This is a genomic window from Paenibacillus sp. Dod16 (genome assembly GCF_049893405.1).
Taxonomy (GTDB): domain Bacteria; phylum Bacillota; class Bacilli; order Paenibacillales; family Paenibacillaceae; genus Paenibacillus_AQ.
The window spans coordinates 26,831-44,554 of record NZ_JBNDYG010000041.1 but is presented as its reverse complement, the minus strand read 5'-3'; the positions used below and the strand labels follow the sequence as shown (position 1 = coordinate 44,554).

The following is a 17,724-nucleotide window of genomic DNA, read 5'->3' as shown; positions in this document are numbered from 1 at the left end:
ACTTTGTTTAGGAGGCTTCATGTGAATACACAAGATAAATCTTCATTTTGGCTTATAATGAGCGCTATCTTTTTCGGTAATTTTCTGGCGGTGCTCAGCATCACGACCATCAACGTGGCTTTTCCCGTTGTCATGGAGCAGTTCGATGCCACGCTGAGCACAACCCAATGGCTGATGGCCGGGTATCTGCTGGCAACGGGCATTGTGGCTCCCATCGTAGGTTACATGGGGGACCAGCTCAGTTATAAGAGGCTGTTTGTCCTGGCCTTGTTGGGCTTTACGCTCTCGTCGCTATTATGCGTTGTAGCCTGGAACATCGAGACTTTGATTGCTTTCCGGATTACGCAAGGCGTGTTCGGCGGGATGATCATCCCGATTACGATGACCATCATATACCAGGTATTCCCCCGGGAGCGGCAAGCCTACGCCATGGGACTATGGAGCCTGGCCTCTATGCTGGCACCGGTGATCGGGCCGACACTTGGCGGATGGCTGGTGCAATATTTTGGATGGAAATCGATTTTCATTCTAAATATTCCGATCGGTCTGATCTCGATGGTCATCGTAAGCAAATTCATTCCTTTTTATCGACTGACCGGGAAGAAGAGGTTCGATCTCCTCGGATTCTTGACGGTGGTGGCGGGCAGTTCTCTTTTGCTGCTCTCCTTCAGCCACGGCAACGACTGGGGCTGGGGATCCTGGAAGACCCTGTCCCTGCTCATCTCCGGAATTTTACTGCTGCTGTTCTTCATTAAGTGGGAGCTGCGGATTTCATCCCCGTTATTGCAGCTTAAAGTGTTCAAATTCCCCCGATTTCGGTACAGCTTGATCCTGAACTGCATCGTGACGATATCGCTGTATACGGGAACCTTGCTGGTGCCGCTCTATTTACAGACCGTGCTGAAGCTGTCTCCGATGGATACCGGACTTATCATGCTGCCGGGCGCGGTTGTCATGGCCGCTGCGTCGCCGATTATCGGCAAATTTTATGATCGGATCGGTCCATTCCGGCTGGTGATCACGGGGGTTCTCATCATTGTGGCCGCCACGCTCGCTTTCAGCGGAATCGGCATCCATACCTCGGTTCTGTACATTTCCTTGCTGCAGCTGGTTCGCTGCCTCGGCATTGCTTTATGCAATATGCCGTTAACGAACGCAGCGATGAGCGCGGTGTCCAGCGAATATTCAGGCCACGCATCGTCCATCACGAACTGGGCGCGCCAAGGGCTCGCTTCGTTATCGATCGGCATATTCAGCGCACTGGTGGTATCCAGAACGTCCTACTACATGGGTGCGGGGGCTTCGACCCAGCGTGCGGCGACAACGATGGGCATTGATGACGTGTTTATGATCGGAACGATGGCGGCTGTTATTGCCATACCTCTTACATTTTTGTTACGGGTCAAAAAGAAAAAAACGGCTCACCCTGTCGCGCTCTGACCGGGCGTTCATCGGCCAAGTGGAGAAGATAATCCTGCGGGCCGTTGAAGCCTGGCGTAAGATAGGGAAACTCGAAAGGTATCAAGCGATTGAATGGGGTATGTTGAGCTGCATCGTTGGCGTCAAGGATAACCTCAAGCATGGGCAAATAGGACGTTAACTGGTAAGAGGGCAGCTGAAGGGCTGCTCTCTTTTTTTGCATTACACCCGTCAATGGATTGCACGAATTATGACAACGCTGTTCTTTTATTGAAATCGCGGTCTGTGGTAGGGTGAAGTATACGAATGTGCAGGTGGTAGGAGGAGCTTATGGAATTTATACGGAAGCTGTGGATTTTCGGTTATCAGCAGGCGTTGTCCTGCATATTTCCGGTTATGATCTTCGCTGCGCTGGGACTGACCAAGGTGGTTGAGATTCCCGGCTTGGCGCGGTATGATCTCATCCTTCTCATATGTGTGCTGGCGCAAATCGGGATGCTGGTGAGCAAACTGGAGACATGGGATGAGCTGAAGGTCATCTGCGTCTTTCACGTCATCGGTTTGATGCTGGAGCTGTATAAAGTGCATATGGGCTCGTGGTCTTACCCGGAGGAAGGCTGGAGCAAAATCGGCGGCGTCCCGCTGTACAGCGGCTTTATGTACGCCAGTGTGGCCAGTTATATATGCCAGGCATGGCGCCGAATGCATTTGCGTATAACGGGCTGGCCGCTGCCCGTGCTGACCGTGCTGATCAGCGCAGCGATCTATGCCAACTTCTTTACCCATCACTATGTGTGGGATGCACGCTGGCTTCTCACGGCATTGTTATTCGTGGTGTTCGGCAGAACGATGGTGTATTTTGACGTGGACGGAAAGACGCTGCGGATGCCGCTGGTGCTGTCGTTTCTGCTGATTGGCTTTTTTATCTGGATCGCTGAGAACATTTCTACGTTTCTTGGGGCCTGGACTTATCCGGGTCAGGAGCGCACATGGAGCCTTGTGCATATCGGCAAAATCAGCTCGTGGTTTCTGCTGGTCGTGATCAGTGTCATCATTGTAGCTCAGCTGAAGCATCTGAAGCAGGGCAGAGGACCGTCCCAAGGCAATCCGAAGGGAACGGTCATGTGAGTCCAGTTTAGCGGATTTGACCATTTATGCCTAATCATATATCCTATGGTTAATTAGATGATGGAAAGCTAACGTTGCGACTCGAGCTTAAGGCAAGAGACTTTGTATGAACATAGATGTTTGGCATAGATGAACCGCGCGAAGCAGAAGGGAGGAGGATCCACATGAAAAAAAGATCATTGGCGTCTTTGGCAAAAGGCATGGGATACTCCACCGCTGTTTTCTTTGATCCGTCCGATTATGGGAGAAGTGTGTCCAAAATCGGATATTCGGGCGATCAAGGATCCCTCCATTCGATGACTGAATGAGGATGCAGTGGAATTAAACACCACAGGTCGCTTGCTTGTGGTTGCATAGATCGGCATGTACACCACAGGTGCGCTGTGGTGTTTTTTTGTGCTTCTAATGATTCAAACAGAGGAGAGGGATACGTATGTTCATGCAAGGGAAACAGATTTATGTGAAGTCGGTAGAGGAATTGGATGTGGACGCACTTCTGAAGCTCGAGAAGGATAACCGGGATTTTTTCCAGCGGTTCACGGGCTTAAGGGAAGAGAGCTTCTACACCCATCAGGGACAGCTTGAGCGGATCCGAAAGGCCGTGGAAGCCAGCAAGGCAGATCAAGGGTATGTCTATGTGATTGGGCTGCGGGACACCGGATCGATAATCGGCGAGATTATGCTGACCGAAGTGGTGCGGGGGAATCTGCAGAGCTGCTGGATCGGTTATTTTTTGGACCGAGACCATAACGGAAAGGGGTATATGACCGAAGCGGTTCAATTGGTCGTGAGGTTTGCCTTTCAGGAATTGAAGTTTCACCGGATTGAGGCGGGCGTGATGCCGCACAACCTGGCCTCGATCCAAGTGCTTTTGAAAGCCGGATTCCATAAAGAGGGGATTGCCCGAAAAAACGTGAAAATCAACGGAACGTGGGAGGACCATCAGACGCTGGCTATTTTGAATGAAGCCGATGAGCAGCAGCCGTCTTCAATTCAGCGGTACAATCCACCTGTTATTGCCCCGCCGATCGGGCCTTATACCCATATAACCAAGGTTCCGAGAGGGAGCGAGCTGCTGGTCTTCTCCGGTCAGGTGGGAACCGACAGCGAGGGGAACCTGCCGGACGATATGAAGCAGCAGGTGGAGAACACCCTGGCGAACATTGAGAGGTTATTGGCTGCGGAAGCGATGTCGGTGGATCATATCGTCAAAATCAACATTTGGGCGGCTCAGGAGGTCGACTGGGATCACTTCCATCAGGTATGGGAGAAATTCCACGGGGGGAAGGCCCCGGCCATGACGATGGCCTACGTGCCGGCATTGGCGATGCCGTCCATTCAGGTAGAGATCGAGGTATGGGCAGCGAAGGGATAGCATTGATGAACCGTAAGTAAGAGCTGTAGACTTGGACTGCGGCCGATCATATGCAGTTACAAAAAAACCTCCGTGGATTCCTGTTAAGGGATCCACGGAGGTTTGTTATATGGAGAGGAGCTTATAGATCGTCAAATCCGTTGTCGTCGCCAACTTTGCCGTAGTTACGGGATTTGGCTTCGAAGAAGTCGGTCTTCGTCGCGTTGAGGGCTTCATCCGAGAAAGGCTTGATCCATGGCATGCAGTTAACGTCCACGCCTTCATAAGCTTTTTCCAGACCCATCATGGTGATACGACGGTTCGCGATGTACTTGATGTAATCGCCCAATTCGTTCAGATCGATGCCGCGCACATTGCTGAGTGTGTAGTGAGCCCAGTTGGTCTCAAGCTCAACCGCACGGTCAATGGTGCGGTACAGGTAGTCGATGTTCTCTTTCGTGTTCAGCTCAGGGAAGTCCTTGAGCAGCTGCTTGAACACTTCGGCGAAGAAGTAGCAGTGCTGATTCTCGTCACGCTGAATATAGGAAATCATCTGGCTGGTTGCCATCATCTTCTGGTCACGGGCCAAGTTGTAGAAGAAGGCAAACGTGCTGTAGAAGAAGATGCCTTCCAGGATCAGGTCCGCCACCATCGCTTCGAAGAAGGACTGCGGCGACGGATTGTCACGGAAGTTTTGATAGATGTCCGAAATGAACTGATTGCGCTCGAGCAGAACCGGATCATGCTTCCAATACTCGAAGATTTCCTTCTGTTCCTGATCCGAAACGATGGAAGAGAGCACATAGGAATAGGATTGGTTGTGAACCACCTCTTGCTGACCGATGATGGCCGAGATGGCTTCGAGCGACGAATCCGTGAAGTAACGCTTCACGTCGCTTACAAACATCGTCTGCATGGAATCCAGAACAGCCAGCAGGGAGATGTTGATCTTGAAGGTGCGCTGCTCTTCAGGGTCCAGGCGCGGGAACTGCTGCGCATCCTTGGACATCGGAATCTCGTCCGCGATCCAGTGGTTCAGCAGCAGGACCTTGTACAGCTTATACATATGAGGCATCCGAATGTCGTTCCAGTTCAGGATCCCGGAGCATTCACCTTCAATAACACGCGTGGAGCGGTTGGGTGCTTCGGTGTTAAATATCTTTTGCATTTGCATGCCGATTTTCTCTCCTTGTATATCATAGTAGGGCGGCGCCTAGGCGAAGCTGAGGGATATTGGTCCAGCATATTCACGGGACGGGTATCCAGCTCCAGCCGCTTGTTGTCCGCCCTTTGCCTGAATGTATTGTAAAGGTTGCAAAGGGCTCCCAAAGGCGGACGTAAACTCTTCCGATTGGATACCCTTACCCTTGTAGTCTTCTATTTAGAAAGCTTATCCACTCCTGCTAAGCGGGAACACCCGCATACAGCCGTTCGATGCTTGTTTGCACCACATGAAAAGCGATTCCCAAAGGGAGAGCAATCCACGTAGGTAACTCACGGTCCCTGCGCCGCATGAGAAGCGATTCCCAAAGGGAGAGCAATCCACGTAGGCAGTAACTTAACAATCGCCACGAAGTAACTCACGGTCCCTGCGCCGCATGAGAAGCGATTCCCAAAGGGAGAGCGATCCACGCAGGCAGTAACTCAACAAAGCGCACGAAGTAACTCATTAGCCTCGCACCACATGAGAAGCGATTCCCAAAGGGAGAGCGATCCACGTAGGTAGTAACTCAACAAATCGCATGAAGTAACTCATTAGCTTCGCACCACATGAGAAGCGATTCCCAAAGGGAGAGCGATCCACGTAGGCAGTAACTCAACAAAACGCACGAAGTAACTCATTAGCTTCGCACAATATTCCAGCGTTCCCGTAGGGAGAAAGCGCTCCTGGCCACCCAAAGTAACTATAGAAGCGCATCATTCACGCCATGCACACCTTGCGGGTGTCCAGAGGGCAGCGCCCTTGGGGCCCTCCCTTGGAAGGGAGGGTTTGGGTGGGTTCGAAAAAGGTTAGACTAAACTCTTAGCTTGCGCACGACTCACACTCTTCAATCGTCAGCGCACGGCTGCGTACATAGTACGTGGACTTGATACCGGCTTTCCAAGCATGCAGGTGCAGCTCCAGGAATTCCGAAGCACGGATATCAGGGCGGACATACAGGTTAAAGCTTTGTGCCTGGTCAACGTGACGCTGACGGGCGGCAGCCATTTTGATGGACCAATGCTGGTCGATCAAGAAAGCCGTTTTATAGTACCAGATCGTTTTTTCGGATAGATCCGGAGCCGGGTTAGCCACTTTATAGGTGGTTTTTTCTTCATAAGAAAGAAGTTCGTACAATGGATCGATGCTCGCCGTGGAACCCGCGATGATCGAGGTGGAGCCGTTCGGTGCGATGGCAAACAGCCATGCGTTACGGACACCGTTCGCTTGTACTTCTTGCTGCAATTCGCGCCATTGTTCGGTGGTTACGAACTTGCCTTCATGCTCGCCGTCGGTGTAACCGCGGAACGTAAAGTACTCGCCGCTCTCCCAGTCGGAGCCTTTGAATTTCGGATAATGGCCTTTTTCCTTGGCCAGCTCCATGCTGGATTTAACGAGCAGGTAGTTGATGTGCTCATACAGGTTGTCATTATAGGCAACGGCTTCGTCGGATTCCCAGCGAATGCCTTCCAGCGCCAGCAAGTGATGCAGACCGAAGGTGCCGAGACCGACCGCACGATATTGACTGTTGGTATATTGAGCTTGCAGAACTTCAATATTGTTAATGTCGATGACGTTATCCAGCATGCGAACCTGAATTGGAACGAGACGCTCCAATACACCGGCAGGTACAGCACGAGCCAAGTGGATAGAGTTCAGGTTGCAGACAACGAAATCGCCAGGGATTTTGGAAATGACGATTCGAGTTTGGCCGTCTTTCGTAACCAGCTCTTCTTGCTCAACGACTGTCGGAGATTGGTTCTGCATGATCTCCGTGCACAAGTTGGAAGAGTAAATCATGCCATGCGCAGAGTTCGGGTTCGCACGGTTGACCGTGTCGCGGTAGAACATGTACGGTGTACCCGTTTCAAGCTGGGATTTCATGATGCGCTTCATAATGTCGATGGCTTGTACCGTAATGCGTGGCAGCAGCGGGTTCGCCACGGCTTCAGCATATTTTTGACGGAATTCGCCTTCGCCTTGTCCTTGATCATAGAAGTCTTCCAGGCCCAGCGGACGGCCATTCTCGTCTTTCCAGCCCATGATTTTCTTCACTTCGTGCGGACAGAACAAGCTCCACTCTTCACGTGCTTCTACAGCCTCCATGAACAAGTCAGGCAGACATACGCCATGGAACACGTCATGTGCTCTCATACGCTCGTCACCGTTGTTCAGCTTCAGATCCAGGAAGGACAGAATGTCTTTGTGGAACACATCCAGATAAACCGCGATGGCACCTTTACGGGTTCCCAATTGGTCAACGCTAACAGCGGTGTTGTTCAACTGGCGAATCCAAGGGATAACGCCGGAGCTGGTATTCTTGTGACCGCGGATGTCAGAGCCGCGTGCACGGACTTTACCGAGGTATACCCCGATGCCGCCGCCCATTTTGCTGAGACGGGCGATATCCGTATTGGAATCGAAGATCCCTTCCAGGGAGTCGTCTACGGTATCGATGAAGCAGCTGGAAAGCTGGCCGGCTACCTTTTTGCCTGCATTGGACATTGTCGGCGTAGCCGCCGTCATGTACAGGTTACTCATGGCCCAGTAGGCTTCTTTGACAAGGTCAAGACGCTTGTCGGCAGGCTCGTTATGCATGAGGAACATCGCGATGACCATGTAGCGTTCTTGCGGAAGTTCCATAACGCGACCGTCAAAATCGTTTGCCAGGTAACGCTCAGCCAGCGTCAACAGACCGATGTAATCAAACAGCAGATCGCGGCTTGGATCGATGCACTCGCCGAGCTCTTCGATTTGTTCTTTGGTATAGCTGGTCAGAAGATCCTCGCGATAGATGCCTTTTTGTACAAGCTCCGTAATGAGCGGATAGAAGGCACCGTATGGCTCTTCCGGGTAGGCTTTGTATCGGCGGTTGGTGGCCGCTTTTTTATATAAAGAGGTCAGAAACGAACGCGCAGCTGCAAACTTCCAATTCGGCTCCTCTTTGGTGACAAGCTCAAGGGCGGACATCGTGAAGGCGTTGCTGATTTCTTCGCCGGTAACTTGCTCGCCGCGCAATTTGGCATTGACGCCGCGAAGCAGGCGCTCTTTATCGAGCATGTCCAATCCTTTCAGAGTCCGATCGGCATAGACGGAGAGGCGAATTTCATCAAAGGCGAGCTGACGGTTGTTCGGTTTAACTACGAGCTGGGGCATGAATAAATTCCTCGCTTTCTTCGGGGGAAATATGAAAAAGGACATCAAAAAAACATTTTCTAAAACCCGCGGGCAGGCTTGAAAATGTCCGTGCGCTGTGATTCGAAAATGACGTTTGCCATAAGCCCATGAACGGGCATGATGTTATGTACAGACGCAAGTTTAACGAACACTTACCTAAAACCCCGTAGGTTGGTGTCTACTGCATATAGGCAGGTCTCCTGACTTGAGCTTCTTCCCTCGGCGTTGCCTTTCCCGAGACCTTGCTCCGGTTCCTCGGTGGCATATGTCGGATGTGAATGGCTGATAGATCATAAACAGCCTTAGAGCCCTTACAGTGGCGGGACCGTGATGGATTTACACCATGCTTCCCTATTAAGCCGGACTGCCTTATAGGTTGATCCGGCACCTATACACACTATATTTGGTTGTTGTTAATCTAATTTAACCCAATATATTGTGTTTGTAAACCATATTCTTAAAATTGAACGCAAAATGAATTATAGCAAACGAGCGGTCATTGTGCCAGTTAAGAAACTGCCAAAAGGCCATAACATTTCCTGAATTGTGACCAAATGCGACCTTTTCTGCGCAGATACCACGTATATTATCGTTTTGACAAAATAGGATATATTCGTATGGACGAAACGAGGAAGGTACACCATATCTTGTGTGAAGCTAAAGGCAGACGGACTTTGATATGGAGGGCCAGAATTGTTATGATAACAGTATTCGGAAATTTAGAGCATTCCATATAAATGGGATGGGAACAAGGGAGGGTTTTAAGATGGCAATAGCGGAGGTAACGGTGATTCCAATCGGAACCGCAACAACGAGTTTGAGCTCTTATGTTGCTGAGATGCAGCGTGTATTGAAACAACAGGATGGAATATCCTATGAGCTGACTTCGATGAGCACCATCATCGAGGGAGAGCTTAACATGATCTGGCGGGCGATAGAGGCTTTGCATGAAGCGCCCTTTCTGTCCGGTGCGCAGCGCGTATCGACTTCCGTGAAGATCGACGACCGCAGGGACCAAGTTTCCTCAAGCAAACAGAAGATCCAGTCCGTGCAGGAGAAATTAGGCGGATAGCGCCGCCAGTTTCGGGGGATATTTCCGTAAGAATTGGGCTTGCATTTTGCTGCTGAAGTATTATAATAATTTTTGTTGTTTCGTGAGGAATAACATCGAATCACATGTGCTGGTGTAGCTCAGGGGTAGAGCAACGCACTCGTAATGCGTAGGTCGGGGGTTCAATTCCCTTCACCAGCATCTTCATAAAGTCAACAACGGCGCGGTTTTCCGAGTTTTCGGAATCGCGCCATTTTTGTTGTTTAACCCGTTCTTCTACCAATTTTTCTACCCTTTAGTCTAGTAAAGTGGGTTTTTCGTCCTCGATTTACTTCCCTAAGATTGAGTCACCAATTGTATTTAGAACAGCTTCTTGCAAGTTGGGCAGCACGTGGGAATAGGTATCTAATGTAATACTTGCTCCCTTTTTTGGCGATATGTCCTCTCATCAAAGATCCTCCTTAAAAATCTTCTCCATAAAACTGCAGCAATTGCTCGATATCTTTCCTTTGCACGAAGGCAGAATTATAGTACCTACTGGCAGGATGACTGAGCTTTAAGCTGATCCGTCTGTCCATCGTGTAATCCAAATCATGAAACTTTACAGGTTTACTGTCTGTGAAATTCATAAGCTGGCCATCCTCAACTAACTCAAATGGACCATCCATGGAGAAGATAAGTTCCTCTCGAGTATGTAAAGTTTCATAGTCTACATGAATGATAAATTGTGAGGGGAGATCAAATCATCATGAGCGGAGGAGTTCAGGAAGGTTCCGAACTCACGGAATGGATGCAAGACCAGCAGCATGAGGAAAAATCGGATGGGCAGGAAATGACCTTCGAGGAAGCTGATCAAAAGCCTGCAGCGAACGGCACCTTCTGATTCTGAGGGCCAGTTATCCAGCGATGAAGAGATTAGCAAGGAGGAGCTGGAACGGTTCTTCCTGAAAGAACGCCCTTCTTTTGAAGATATTCCATTGGATTTCCCGTTGTTCTTGGAAAAAAGTCTGAGTGAGGGTAAGACATGGGTTGAGATTTCAAAAAATTGCTGGCATTCCTTCCAGCCAAATTCAGCCGAAGTGGAAGAAGTATAAGGAAAAGGTCACAAAAATGATAAAGGCGGCGGAGCCGCTTAATAGAGACCAGAGTCACAATCCCGGTTGATTCAGGCCGGGGTACCTAAATACACGGTTAATGTTAAAAGAACCAATCAAGTTTAATCCCGGTAGCTAAAAATTAATATAATCCAACCCCAGAGAATCAATAAACGGAAGGGGCTGCGATGTCATGGAGAAAAGGAGAATTCTTTCCAAAAGCAAACGAAGCGGAGATCCAGCGTACAAAATTCCTGCTCGTAAAATATAAAGAGATGGCAATGCTCATGCAGGATTTTGAAAAATTCGAAGACGATTTAAAACAGTGGCCGTTGATGGCAAAGTTGCTCGCCGCATCGATCAGGAGGATCTTCATGCTGATAAGACTGCCAACACTACGATTCTGATAGAAAAGCAGCGTTGGGTGTATCAACGGTATCGGTTCTATACGCAGCAGCTTGAAAGGGCTTTTGGTTTGATACTTCAGGGAACCTAGAGTATGGCCAATACGTTGAAACTAACGGGGTTCTTTGAGCAGGATCATGAGGAGTTTTAAGAATAGGAAAGTATAAAAAGCTGTCCTCATCGGACAGCTTTTTGGTTCTATATTTAAAATAAATGTTTTCTAAAAAATATGACCAATGTCCTATTATCATCATACTTTTCCTAAAAACGACAAATAGAAAGAAATAACTACGAAAAATGAGTCTCGAGATCCTAACTTATGATTCTTTTATAATATAATTTAAATCTAATGGTTAATTTTCTCAGAAAAACACATGCTCGTACGATAAAGGCAAACCCATTGAAAAATGGGGACGCAAAGCTAGAGGGGCTAACGGATTTACTGAAATCCTATGTCAGCCAGCTATCGAATACGACGGAAACCTCCGTCTGCTTTAGGACGGAGGTTTTCTTTTTGAGATATTTAAAATTTGAATTAGTGATAGTCGGGGCTTTTAGCTTTGTCTATAGATAATGATGATAAACGAGGGGGGAAAAAGTAAAGCAGTTGAGGCGAATGAAAAATACATATGAATGCCTCCCCATTTGAATTGAGAACTGATAGAGTCACATCATGAAAAATCTCGAATGTCTGCTATTATCAGCTAACTTTAATGCTTTAGGCTCTAGAAAAAAGACTTCGTGATTGAACTTAAATAGGAGGTTGAAAAATGAACCTGCGGTTAATGAAACGGGCTGCTATCACAGCGGCGACAGCTTTAATAGTCAGCAACTGGCTGCCATTTGCGCCGCTTGGGATTCAAACAACATTTGCAGATCCAACTCAGAATTCATGCGGGAATAGGGTTGCTTTAGTTAACGGTAGTTTTGAAGAGCCAGCAAATAATAGACCTTTCCCTGATCCTACTGCCCCTTCTGGTGTATATTCGTTAATTCATGAGGATGAAGTCCCCGGGTGGGAAACAACAGCGTCTGATCATTTACTGCAGATAGAGAGGTATGAAAATGGTTATGTAAATATCTCTCGTGCGCATGGAAATCAATTTGCAGAATTGAATGCAATGGAAGCATCCACCTTATATCAAGATGTGAAAACGACACCGGGACAAACGATTTATTGGCGGTTAGCCCACAGGGGAGATCAAGGTATAGACACGATGCAAGTTAAAATCGGTCCATCCACTGTATCAATCGGAGATTTAAATACCGTGAGAGAAATAAGCTCCGGGAATAAAGAATGGACGTATTATTCCGGTACGTATACCGTTCCAGTTGGGCAGGAGGTAACACGCTTCGCGTTTGAATCGGTTAGTAGTGCCGATGGAAGACAAGATGCAGGGAACTTCTTAGACGACATCTTCCTTGGTACAGAACCATGTGGTGTTGTAACAAAGTCCGTAGACCCCGTTGACAATGTACAAGAAGGGGATGTCTTAACTTACACCGTTAACTTTAAAAATGACGGTGGAGACGATTCGGGCAACACAGTATTTACGGATAACATTCCTGAGGGAACCGAATACGTCCCTGGATCTTTAGAGATTGTATCGGGCCCGAATGCCGGTCAGTTGACCGATGCAAGCGGCGATGACCGAGGGGAATTTATTGCAAACGAAAATCGGGTTATCGTTCGGTTAGGGAACGGAGCGGACGGAAGCCAGGCAGGCAGAATTCCGAACGTCGACGTCTTACCTGACGGGACAACGGTCCAATTTAAAGTTAAAATCCTCTCGAAATACAAAACGACAGGCGTCTCCAACCAAGCGACTGTGGAATACGACAATTTTTTGTCAGGGGATCATGAAACCCGGACATCCAACGGTGTTACGGTCGATGTGAATCGTCCGCCGATCGTCCCGGATTTCGAAGAAACGACATGGAAAGACACAACCGTAACAGGAAGCGTGTATGGCGTGGACGCAAACGGTGATCCGCTGACATTCACCAAAGGAACAGACCCGCAAAATGGTTCGGTGACCGTCAATCCGGACGGGACGTGGGAGTACGTGCCGGATCCTGATTTTACCGGAACCGATAGCTTTGAGGTTACGGTAAGCGACGGCAAAGGTGGGACCTCCACCTCGACGGTGACGATTCACGTAGAGGACCCGCCAAACCAAGCGCCTGAGACTAAAAATTACGATGTAATGACGGAGAAGGATACATCGGTAACTGGCAGTGTTTATGGAACCGACCCGGATGGGGATACGCTTACGTTTGTCATCGAAAGTAATCCGAAGCACGGTACGGTGATCGTCAATACCGACGGAACGTGGGAGTACGTGCCGCATCCCGGATATGTTGGTCCGGATATCTTTACAGTCACAGTGAGCGACGGTAAGGGCGGTGTTACGACATCGACGGTGAGGGTGGACGTAACGGACAAGCCGAATAACCCTCCAGTATCTTCTGGTAAAGAAGTAACAACGGAAAAAGGTACTTCCGTGACAGGCGATGTTTATGGTACGGATCCGGATGGAGATCCATTAACGTATACCCCTGGCAAGCAACCGGGGAACGGAACCGTCATTGTGAATCCGGACGGGAGCTGGAAGTATACCCCAGATCCCGACTTTGTCGGCGAGGATAGCTTCACGGTTATCGTGGACGACGGCAGGGGCGGCAAAACTGAGGTTGAGATTATCGTTGATGTGACGGAAGCAACGACTCCACCACCAACAAATCAACCTCCAGTATCTCCGGATAAAGAAGTAACGACGGACAAAGGTACATCCGTAACGGGCGATGTATATGGTACGGATCCGGATGGAGATCCATTGACGTATACCCCAGGCAAGCAACCGCCGGGAACGGAACCGTCATTGTGAATCCGGACGGAAGCTGGAAGTATACCCCAGATCCTAACTTTGTCGGTGAGGATAGCTTTACCGTTATCGTGGATGACGGCAAGGGCAACAAAACCGAGGTTACAGTTAGCGTTCGAGTAACAGAACCGAATACGCCGCCAACAAATCCAGGGAACGGCACGAACCCGACAGATCCGGGCAACGGCACGAATCCAACAGATCCAGGGAACGGTACGATGGAACGAATCCAACGGATCCAGGGGACGGTACCAATCCGACAGATCCAGGTAATGGAACGAACCCTACTGATCCGGGGAGCGGAACGAACCCGACAAATCCAGGGAACGGCACGAACCCAACGGATCCAGGTAACGGTACAGCTCCTGAGGATTCTGGAGATGGGGCTGGCCAGTCAGACTCTGCACAAGATAACAACGAAATGACCGCAGGAGAATCTGGTGGAGTTCCTTCATCTGCAGACCAATCTGGTGCACCTCAAGGCAACAAGTTGCCGAATACATCAACAAACCTCTTCAACTTGGGACTCGCAGGGCTCATCGCCTTGAGCGCTGGCTTGGTTCTCATGTTCAGAAAAAGAAAAGCTTAATTGAAGAAAGAAAGCAAACACAATTTCCTTTGGGAAGGTGTTTGCTTTTCTTTTTTAATTGAGAATTAAGTAGAGCGCTGAATATTTAGAGAATAAAGACAAGCATGAACTAATCCGCCCCGCTCATTTGCAGATCAGTCAATATCAATGCGTATGGGTAAAGAACGCAGCTTCATTCGGTTGGTCGTAGTACCGCTGGCAGCATGAACCGGTATTTTACGCTCATTTAAAAGGGAAGGCTCCGGCTTGGTATGGCGACCGCCGACAGACCTCGGTATGGCGCGCGCTGGCCTCCCTTTGGAGGAACCTGAACCATCCACGGTCTGGGAAGTGTCCCGTGGTGACGTCGGCAAGTACGTTCATCCGACACAAAAGCCGCTGGAGTTGCTGGCCATACCGATCAAGAACAGTAGTCGTCCAGGCAACACAGTGGCAGATTTCTTCGGCTGAAGCGGGTCTACTTTGATGACTTGTGACCAACTGGACCGGCCCTGCCGTACCATGGAGATTGATCCGAAGTTCTGCGACGTCATTAAAAAACGGTACAAGGAAGCTACCGGCATAGAGCCAGTCCTCATTTCTCGTATCAATTCTTAGTATAGAAAGAGGATATAGTTCGTATTTATTGAATGGATATATATGGGTTGAAGAACGCTTTAAGGAGGCTAGAATGGATCCAGAGAAAGAAATACAAGAACTTAAAGATCGACTTGATTCAGTGGAGAGGAAAGTTGGGAAGAGACCACATGGTGGTTCGAAGGGGTTGAACTTAGGTTTTTTAATTATAATTATTGTTTATCTATTGTTAGTTCTTATTGGGATAATCCAATTTGTGAACGCAGGATAAAGACCGCCAAGGGGCGGTCTTTTCTTTGTCCATAATAAAGAAGGACGCTGACACGTCCTCCTATTCGACTATCCCCCGGCTGAGATAGCGGCCCGCCACGCGTGGCATTTTGCAGACATCCGCATCTCGCATTCCATCATAACGGAAAGCCGAGGGAACGACAATGGGAACACCTGAGAATAAAGATTTGCTTCTGCAGCATGAGCTCGCAGTCATGGAAGGTATCCTCGAGAGCAAGGAACAATACCGAAAAATAGTCAAAGCTGGCCTAGCCAAGTGGGTTAAGGACCTTCAAGATGGCCGGATTGAGATCAAGACGGTGGATGACCTGAAAAAGTTGATAGAAATTGATATCGAACTGCAGAAGGATAATTTTTAAAGGTGCTCTTTCTCGATTTCATTAATTATTGTGAGATGACGCTTATAGAGGCTTTTTTTCTTATAACTTAACAGAATATGATTTGTAGTTACTGAACAAAGAACTATCCTGATAAATACTATAGTAAGATAAGCATCGAACAAAATGACACGAAAAAAGGAACCTCTGGCTATGCCAGCAGGTTCCTTTTTTCGTCTAGTCGTATTAATCGACTCACATGCTTTATTTCCTCTAATGGAACCCAGACTGGCCCATAAGCACTCCGCATCTCTAAGCGATCTGTACAAGTATCTGGTATGCCTTGTAATACTTCGCCATTGATGAGGTATATCGTCACGATGTGCTTCTTCTGAATGGCTATTTTTAGTTCTTTATCCCACATTTGATTGATCACGCACCCATGACTAAAGTAATGATGTCAGTATATCAAATTCAGGTAAAATTCACTATGGTTTCATTTGAACACGAGTAGATCTTATCTGAAAAGGAACGGGACTCACGAAAGGGAACCTTGCTGCAAAGTGTGTTGAGTCAAAGGGCCGATCTTGACCAGGGTGGACTCTGAGATTGTTGAAAGAAATAATAAAATCCCGCTCGAATGAGCAGGATTTTATTATATTACTTCAACAGGTCTTTAATGACGTTCAGGATTGCGACGTCTCAGACCTACGAGGCCGGCAAGACCGAGCAAACCGAGCCAGCCCCAGTCTGTATCGTTGTCATTGCCTACAGCATTCGTGTTATAGCCGTTTGTGTTCACGTTATTGGTTCTCATATCGTTTGAATTCATGTTGTTGTTGTTTTCTGCAAAAGCAGGAACCGCAAGAATCAAAGCAATACTAATACCGGCTAAAAATGTGGCGAGGATTTTCTTCACGATTTGAACTCCTTTCCGTAATAATGTTGATTATTTAGCGGGACAGGTACCAGAATTATGGTGCACTTTACGGATATTATTATTCGTTACTGAACAACGAAGGACATCCTCATCGTTATAGCGGAAATACGGATATGAACAGGGCTAAACAGTAATCGCATCTTCGATAGTTCTTGTTTTTACAAAAATATGTCCTTGACTATTACCTCTTGCCTTTGCGTTATCAGACGCCCTTACATACTATGTATTATTCCAATTAGGAAGGGGTAGGGAAAAATGAGTGGATACGAAGGTTCTGGGTATGGAAGTAGTATTGGTGTTATTCTCGTCCTCTTTATTCTACTTGTAATTATACTGCGTACTTGGGGATTTTAAGTAAATACCTTGTATAAGGACCCACTTGCGTGAATGGAATGTTCCAGAATTATATTTGAAGGCATCCAGACAAATCTGGGTGCCTTTTCCATAACACAGCGCAATAAGGAAGAGGGTTCTTTTGTCGATCGTTTCATGATTTCATTTCATAGATTAGTAGTCCAATCATTCTCGGAGACGCTGCATATAATGCAATATCTTCTGTGAAGGGAGGATTTCTTATGAAAAAACATCATCATAAGGTTAAAGTTATCGTCCTCAAACCTGGGCAAAAAATCATCGTAAAGTGTAAAAAGCATAAGAAGAATCACGCATAAAAAGTCTGTAATGCAGTGGTGAACCTTAACAAAGGTTCACCACTATCCATAGAGCTACAACTTGAGAATGAAATGGAATTGACTATCTGCCGCTTTTCCGTTGATAGGATGTAATAACCGTTGAAAAAGGCGAGAAGGTGTGTGGGGGCTCGCTATTATGCTTGGAGAGAGGGATCATAGCAGAACAATGAGAATTCCAGCCACTAATAAAATGGATCCGAGGACCAGCAGAAGAAGCCCACTCGATTTAATATATTGAATGTAGTCCGAACTTGGCTCAGACTCATACTTTACTTTCCAGATTCTATATAAGGAACCCCAAGTGGGTTTGCGTATTCTCAATACACCACGTACCAAAAAAACGACAGCAAACAAGATAAGCACAAATCCAGATATATTAACCAGCTCCTCACCAAAAGCTCAATGAAAATAGTTAATCCGAGTAATACATATTACAAGCTAAATAGGTGGATAATTCCACCAGAGCTACAGTTCATTCGGATTGCTATTTCTTCGGATTTCCGAATATTAATAGACCAAGCCAGATATGAATGGCATCGACGAACATAGAGACTGTATCTAGGCCATCCAATATAGGCTTAAGCAAACACCGAATGTACCAGATT

The 17,724-nt window shown here is 47.8% G+C and carries 18 protein-coding genes, 1 tRNA gene, 1 pseudogene and 2 riboswitches; of the genes and pseudogenes, 15 read left to right on the top strand and 5 right to left on the bottom strand.

Annotation, left to right across the window (positions count from 1 at the left end; all coding sequences use genetic code 11):
* Positions 1-21 precede the first annotated feature (21 nt).
* The 4 genes from ACPV3A_RS27345 to ACPV3A_RS27330 all read left to right on the top strand — a co-directional run bounded on the left by ACPV3A_RS27345 (position 22) and on the right by ACPV3A_RS27330 (position 3,922).
* Complete coding sequence (locus tag ACPV3A_RS27345; RefSeq protein ID WP_426202535.1) at positions 22-1,440, top strand: MDR family MFS transporter; 1,419 nt, start codon at positions 22-24, stop codon at positions 1,438-1,440.
* A gap of 309 nt (positions 1,441-1,749) precedes the next feature.
* Complete coding sequence (locus tag ACPV3A_RS27340; protein WP_426202533.1) at positions 1,750-2,547, top strand: DUF817 domain-containing protein; 798 nt, start codon at positions 1,750-1,752, stop codon at positions 2,545-2,547.
* Between the two features lie 164 nt (positions 2,548-2,711).
* Positions 2,712-2,855, top strand: a complete 144-nt coding sequence (locus ACPV3A_RS27335; protein WP_426202531.1) for a hypothetical protein — start codon at positions 2,712-2,714, stop codon at positions 2,853-2,855.
* A gap of 125 nt (positions 2,856-2,980) precedes the next feature.
* On the top strand, positions 2,981-3,922 hold the full coding sequence (locus tag ACPV3A_RS27330; protein ID WP_426202529.1) for a GNAT family N-acetyltransferase: 942 nt from the start codon (positions 2,981-2,983) through the stop codon (positions 3,920-3,922).
* A 121-nt stretch (positions 3,923-4,043) separates the two neighbouring features.
* On the opposite strand, the gene ACPV3A_RS27325 is transcribed toward ACPV3A_RS27330, so the two are convergent.
* Entirely contained in the window at positions 4,044-5,075 is a 1,032-nt protein-coding gene (locus ACPV3A_RS27325) for a ribonucleotide-diphosphate reductase subunit beta (protein ID WP_071222122.1), read from the bottom strand.
* An 849-nt stretch (positions 5,076-5,924) separates the two neighbouring features.
* Positions 5,925-8,258 carry a ribonucleoside-diphosphate reductase subunit alpha gene (locus ACPV3A_RS27320; RefSeq protein WP_071222121.1) on the bottom strand — a complete coding sequence of 778 codons (2,334 nt, stop codon included), beginning with the start codon at positions 8,256-8,258 and terminating at the stop codon, positions 5,925-5,927.
* Positions 8,259-8,452: 194 nt separating this feature from the next.
* A riboswitch (cobalamin riboswitch) is annotated at positions 8,453-8,686 on the bottom strand.
* Positions 8,687-9,045: 359 nt separating this feature from the next.
* On the opposite strand from ACPV3A_RS27320, the gene ACPV3A_RS27315 reads away from it, so the two are divergent.
* Both ACPV3A_RS27315 and ACPV3A_RS27310 read left to right on the top strand, forming a co-directional pair.
* The gene (locus ACPV3A_RS27315; RefSeq protein ID WP_071222119.1) at positions 9,046-9,351 is read left to right on the top strand and encodes an MTH1187 family thiamine-binding protein; all 306 of its coding nucleotides are present in this window, start codon (positions 9,046-9,048) and stop codon (positions 9,349-9,351) included.
* Between the two features lie 108 nt (positions 9,352-9,459).
* Positions 9,460-9,531: transfer RNA gene (locus ACPV3A_RS27310), tRNA-Thr, on the top strand.
* Between the two features lie 260 nt (positions 9,532-9,791).
* On the opposite strand, the gene ACPV3A_RS27305 is transcribed toward ACPV3A_RS27310, so the two are convergent.
* Entirely contained in the window at positions 9,792-9,959 is a 168-nt protein-coding gene (locus tag ACPV3A_RS27305) for a hypothetical protein (protein WP_426202526.1), read from the bottom strand.
* A 119-nt stretch (positions 9,960-10,078) separates the two neighbouring features.
* On the opposite strand from ACPV3A_RS27305, the gene ACPV3A_RS27300 reads away from it, so the two are divergent.
* The 8 genes and pseudogenes from ACPV3A_RS27300 (at position 10,079) to ACPV3A_RS27265 (ending at position 15,529) form a co-directional block, all read left to right on the top strand.
* Positions 10,079-10,213 carry a hypothetical protein gene (locus tag ACPV3A_RS27300; RefSeq protein ID WP_426202525.1) on the top strand — a complete coding sequence of 45 codons (135 nt, stop codon included), beginning with the start codon at positions 10,079-10,081 and terminating at the stop codon, positions 10,211-10,213.
* Positions 10,214-10,612: 399 nt separating this feature from the next.
* A complete protein-coding gene (locus ACPV3A_RS27295) occupies positions 10,613-10,831 on the top strand; it encodes a hypothetical protein (protein ID WP_426202523.1) in 219 nt (72 codons plus the stop codon).
* Between the two features lie 378 nt (positions 10,832-11,209).
* Positions 11,210-11,300, top strand: a riboswitch (cyclic di-GMP riboswitch).
* 797 nt (positions 11,301-12,097) lie between these two features.
* Positions 12,098-13,717, top strand: coding sequence for an Ig-like domain-containing protein (locus tag ACPV3A_RS27290; RefSeq protein WP_426202521.1), 1,620 nt, complete (start codon positions 12,098-12,100; stop codon positions 13,715-13,717).
* Positions 13,714-14,139, top strand: coding sequence for an Ig-like domain-containing protein (locus ACPV3A_RS27285; protein WP_426202520.1), 426 nt, complete (start codon positions 13,714-13,716; stop codon positions 14,137-14,139). The genes ACPV3A_RS27290 and ACPV3A_RS27285 overlap by 4 nt, the downstream gene beginning before the upstream one ends.
* The gene (locus ACPV3A_RS27280; RefSeq protein WP_426202519.1) at positions 14,136-14,303 is read left to right on the top strand and encodes an LPXTG cell wall anchor domain-containing protein; all 168 of its coding nucleotides are present in this window, start codon (positions 14,136-14,138) and stop codon (positions 14,301-14,303) included. Before ACPV3A_RS27285 ends, ACPV3A_RS27280 begins: the two co-directional genes overlap by 4 nt.
* A 145-nt stretch (positions 14,304-14,448) precedes the next feature.
* Positions 14,449-14,900 (top strand): annotated as a pseudogene (locus ACPV3A_RS27275) (DNA-methyltransferase); the annotation flags it as partial.
* 73 nt (positions 14,901-14,973) lie between these two features.
* The gene (locus ACPV3A_RS27270) at positions 14,974-15,150 is read left to right on the top strand and encodes a hypothetical protein (RefSeq protein WP_220686656.1); all 177 of its coding nucleotides are present in this window, start codon (positions 14,974-14,976) and stop codon (positions 15,148-15,150) included.
* A 163-nt stretch (positions 15,151-15,313) separates the two neighbouring features.
* Positions 15,314-15,529, top strand: a complete 216-nt coding sequence (locus ACPV3A_RS27265) for a hypothetical protein (RefSeq protein WP_194540772.1) — start codon at positions 15,314-15,316, stop codon at positions 15,527-15,529.
* A gap of 634 nt (positions 15,530-16,163) precedes the next feature.
* Here ACPV3A_RS27265 and ACPV3A_RS27260 read toward each other — a convergent pair.
* Positions 16,164-16,406 carry a WGxxGxxG family protein gene (locus ACPV3A_RS27260; RefSeq protein WP_194540773.1) on the bottom strand — a complete coding sequence of 81 codons (243 nt, stop codon included), beginning with the start codon at positions 16,404-16,406 and terminating at the stop codon, positions 16,164-16,166.
* Between the two features lie 276 nt (positions 16,407-16,682).
* Here ACPV3A_RS27260 and ACPV3A_RS27255 point away from each other — a divergent pair, with 276 nt between their 5' ends.
* On the top strand, positions 16,683-16,781 hold the full coding sequence (locus ACPV3A_RS27255) for a YjcZ family sporulation protein (RefSeq protein WP_074961926.1): 99 nt from the start codon (positions 16,683-16,685) through the stop codon (positions 16,779-16,781).
* Positions 16,782-17,272: 491 nt separating this feature from the next.
* Here the strand turns inward: ACPV3A_RS27255 and ACPV3A_RS27250 are convergent, their stop codons facing one another.
* Positions 17,273-17,482: a DUF6199 family natural product biosynthesis protein gene (locus tag ACPV3A_RS27250; RefSeq protein ID WP_426202515.1), complete on the bottom strand. Its 210-nt coding sequence runs from the start codon at positions 17,480-17,482 to the stop codon at positions 17,273-17,275.
* Between the last annotated feature and the right edge of the window lie 242 nt (positions 17,483-17,724).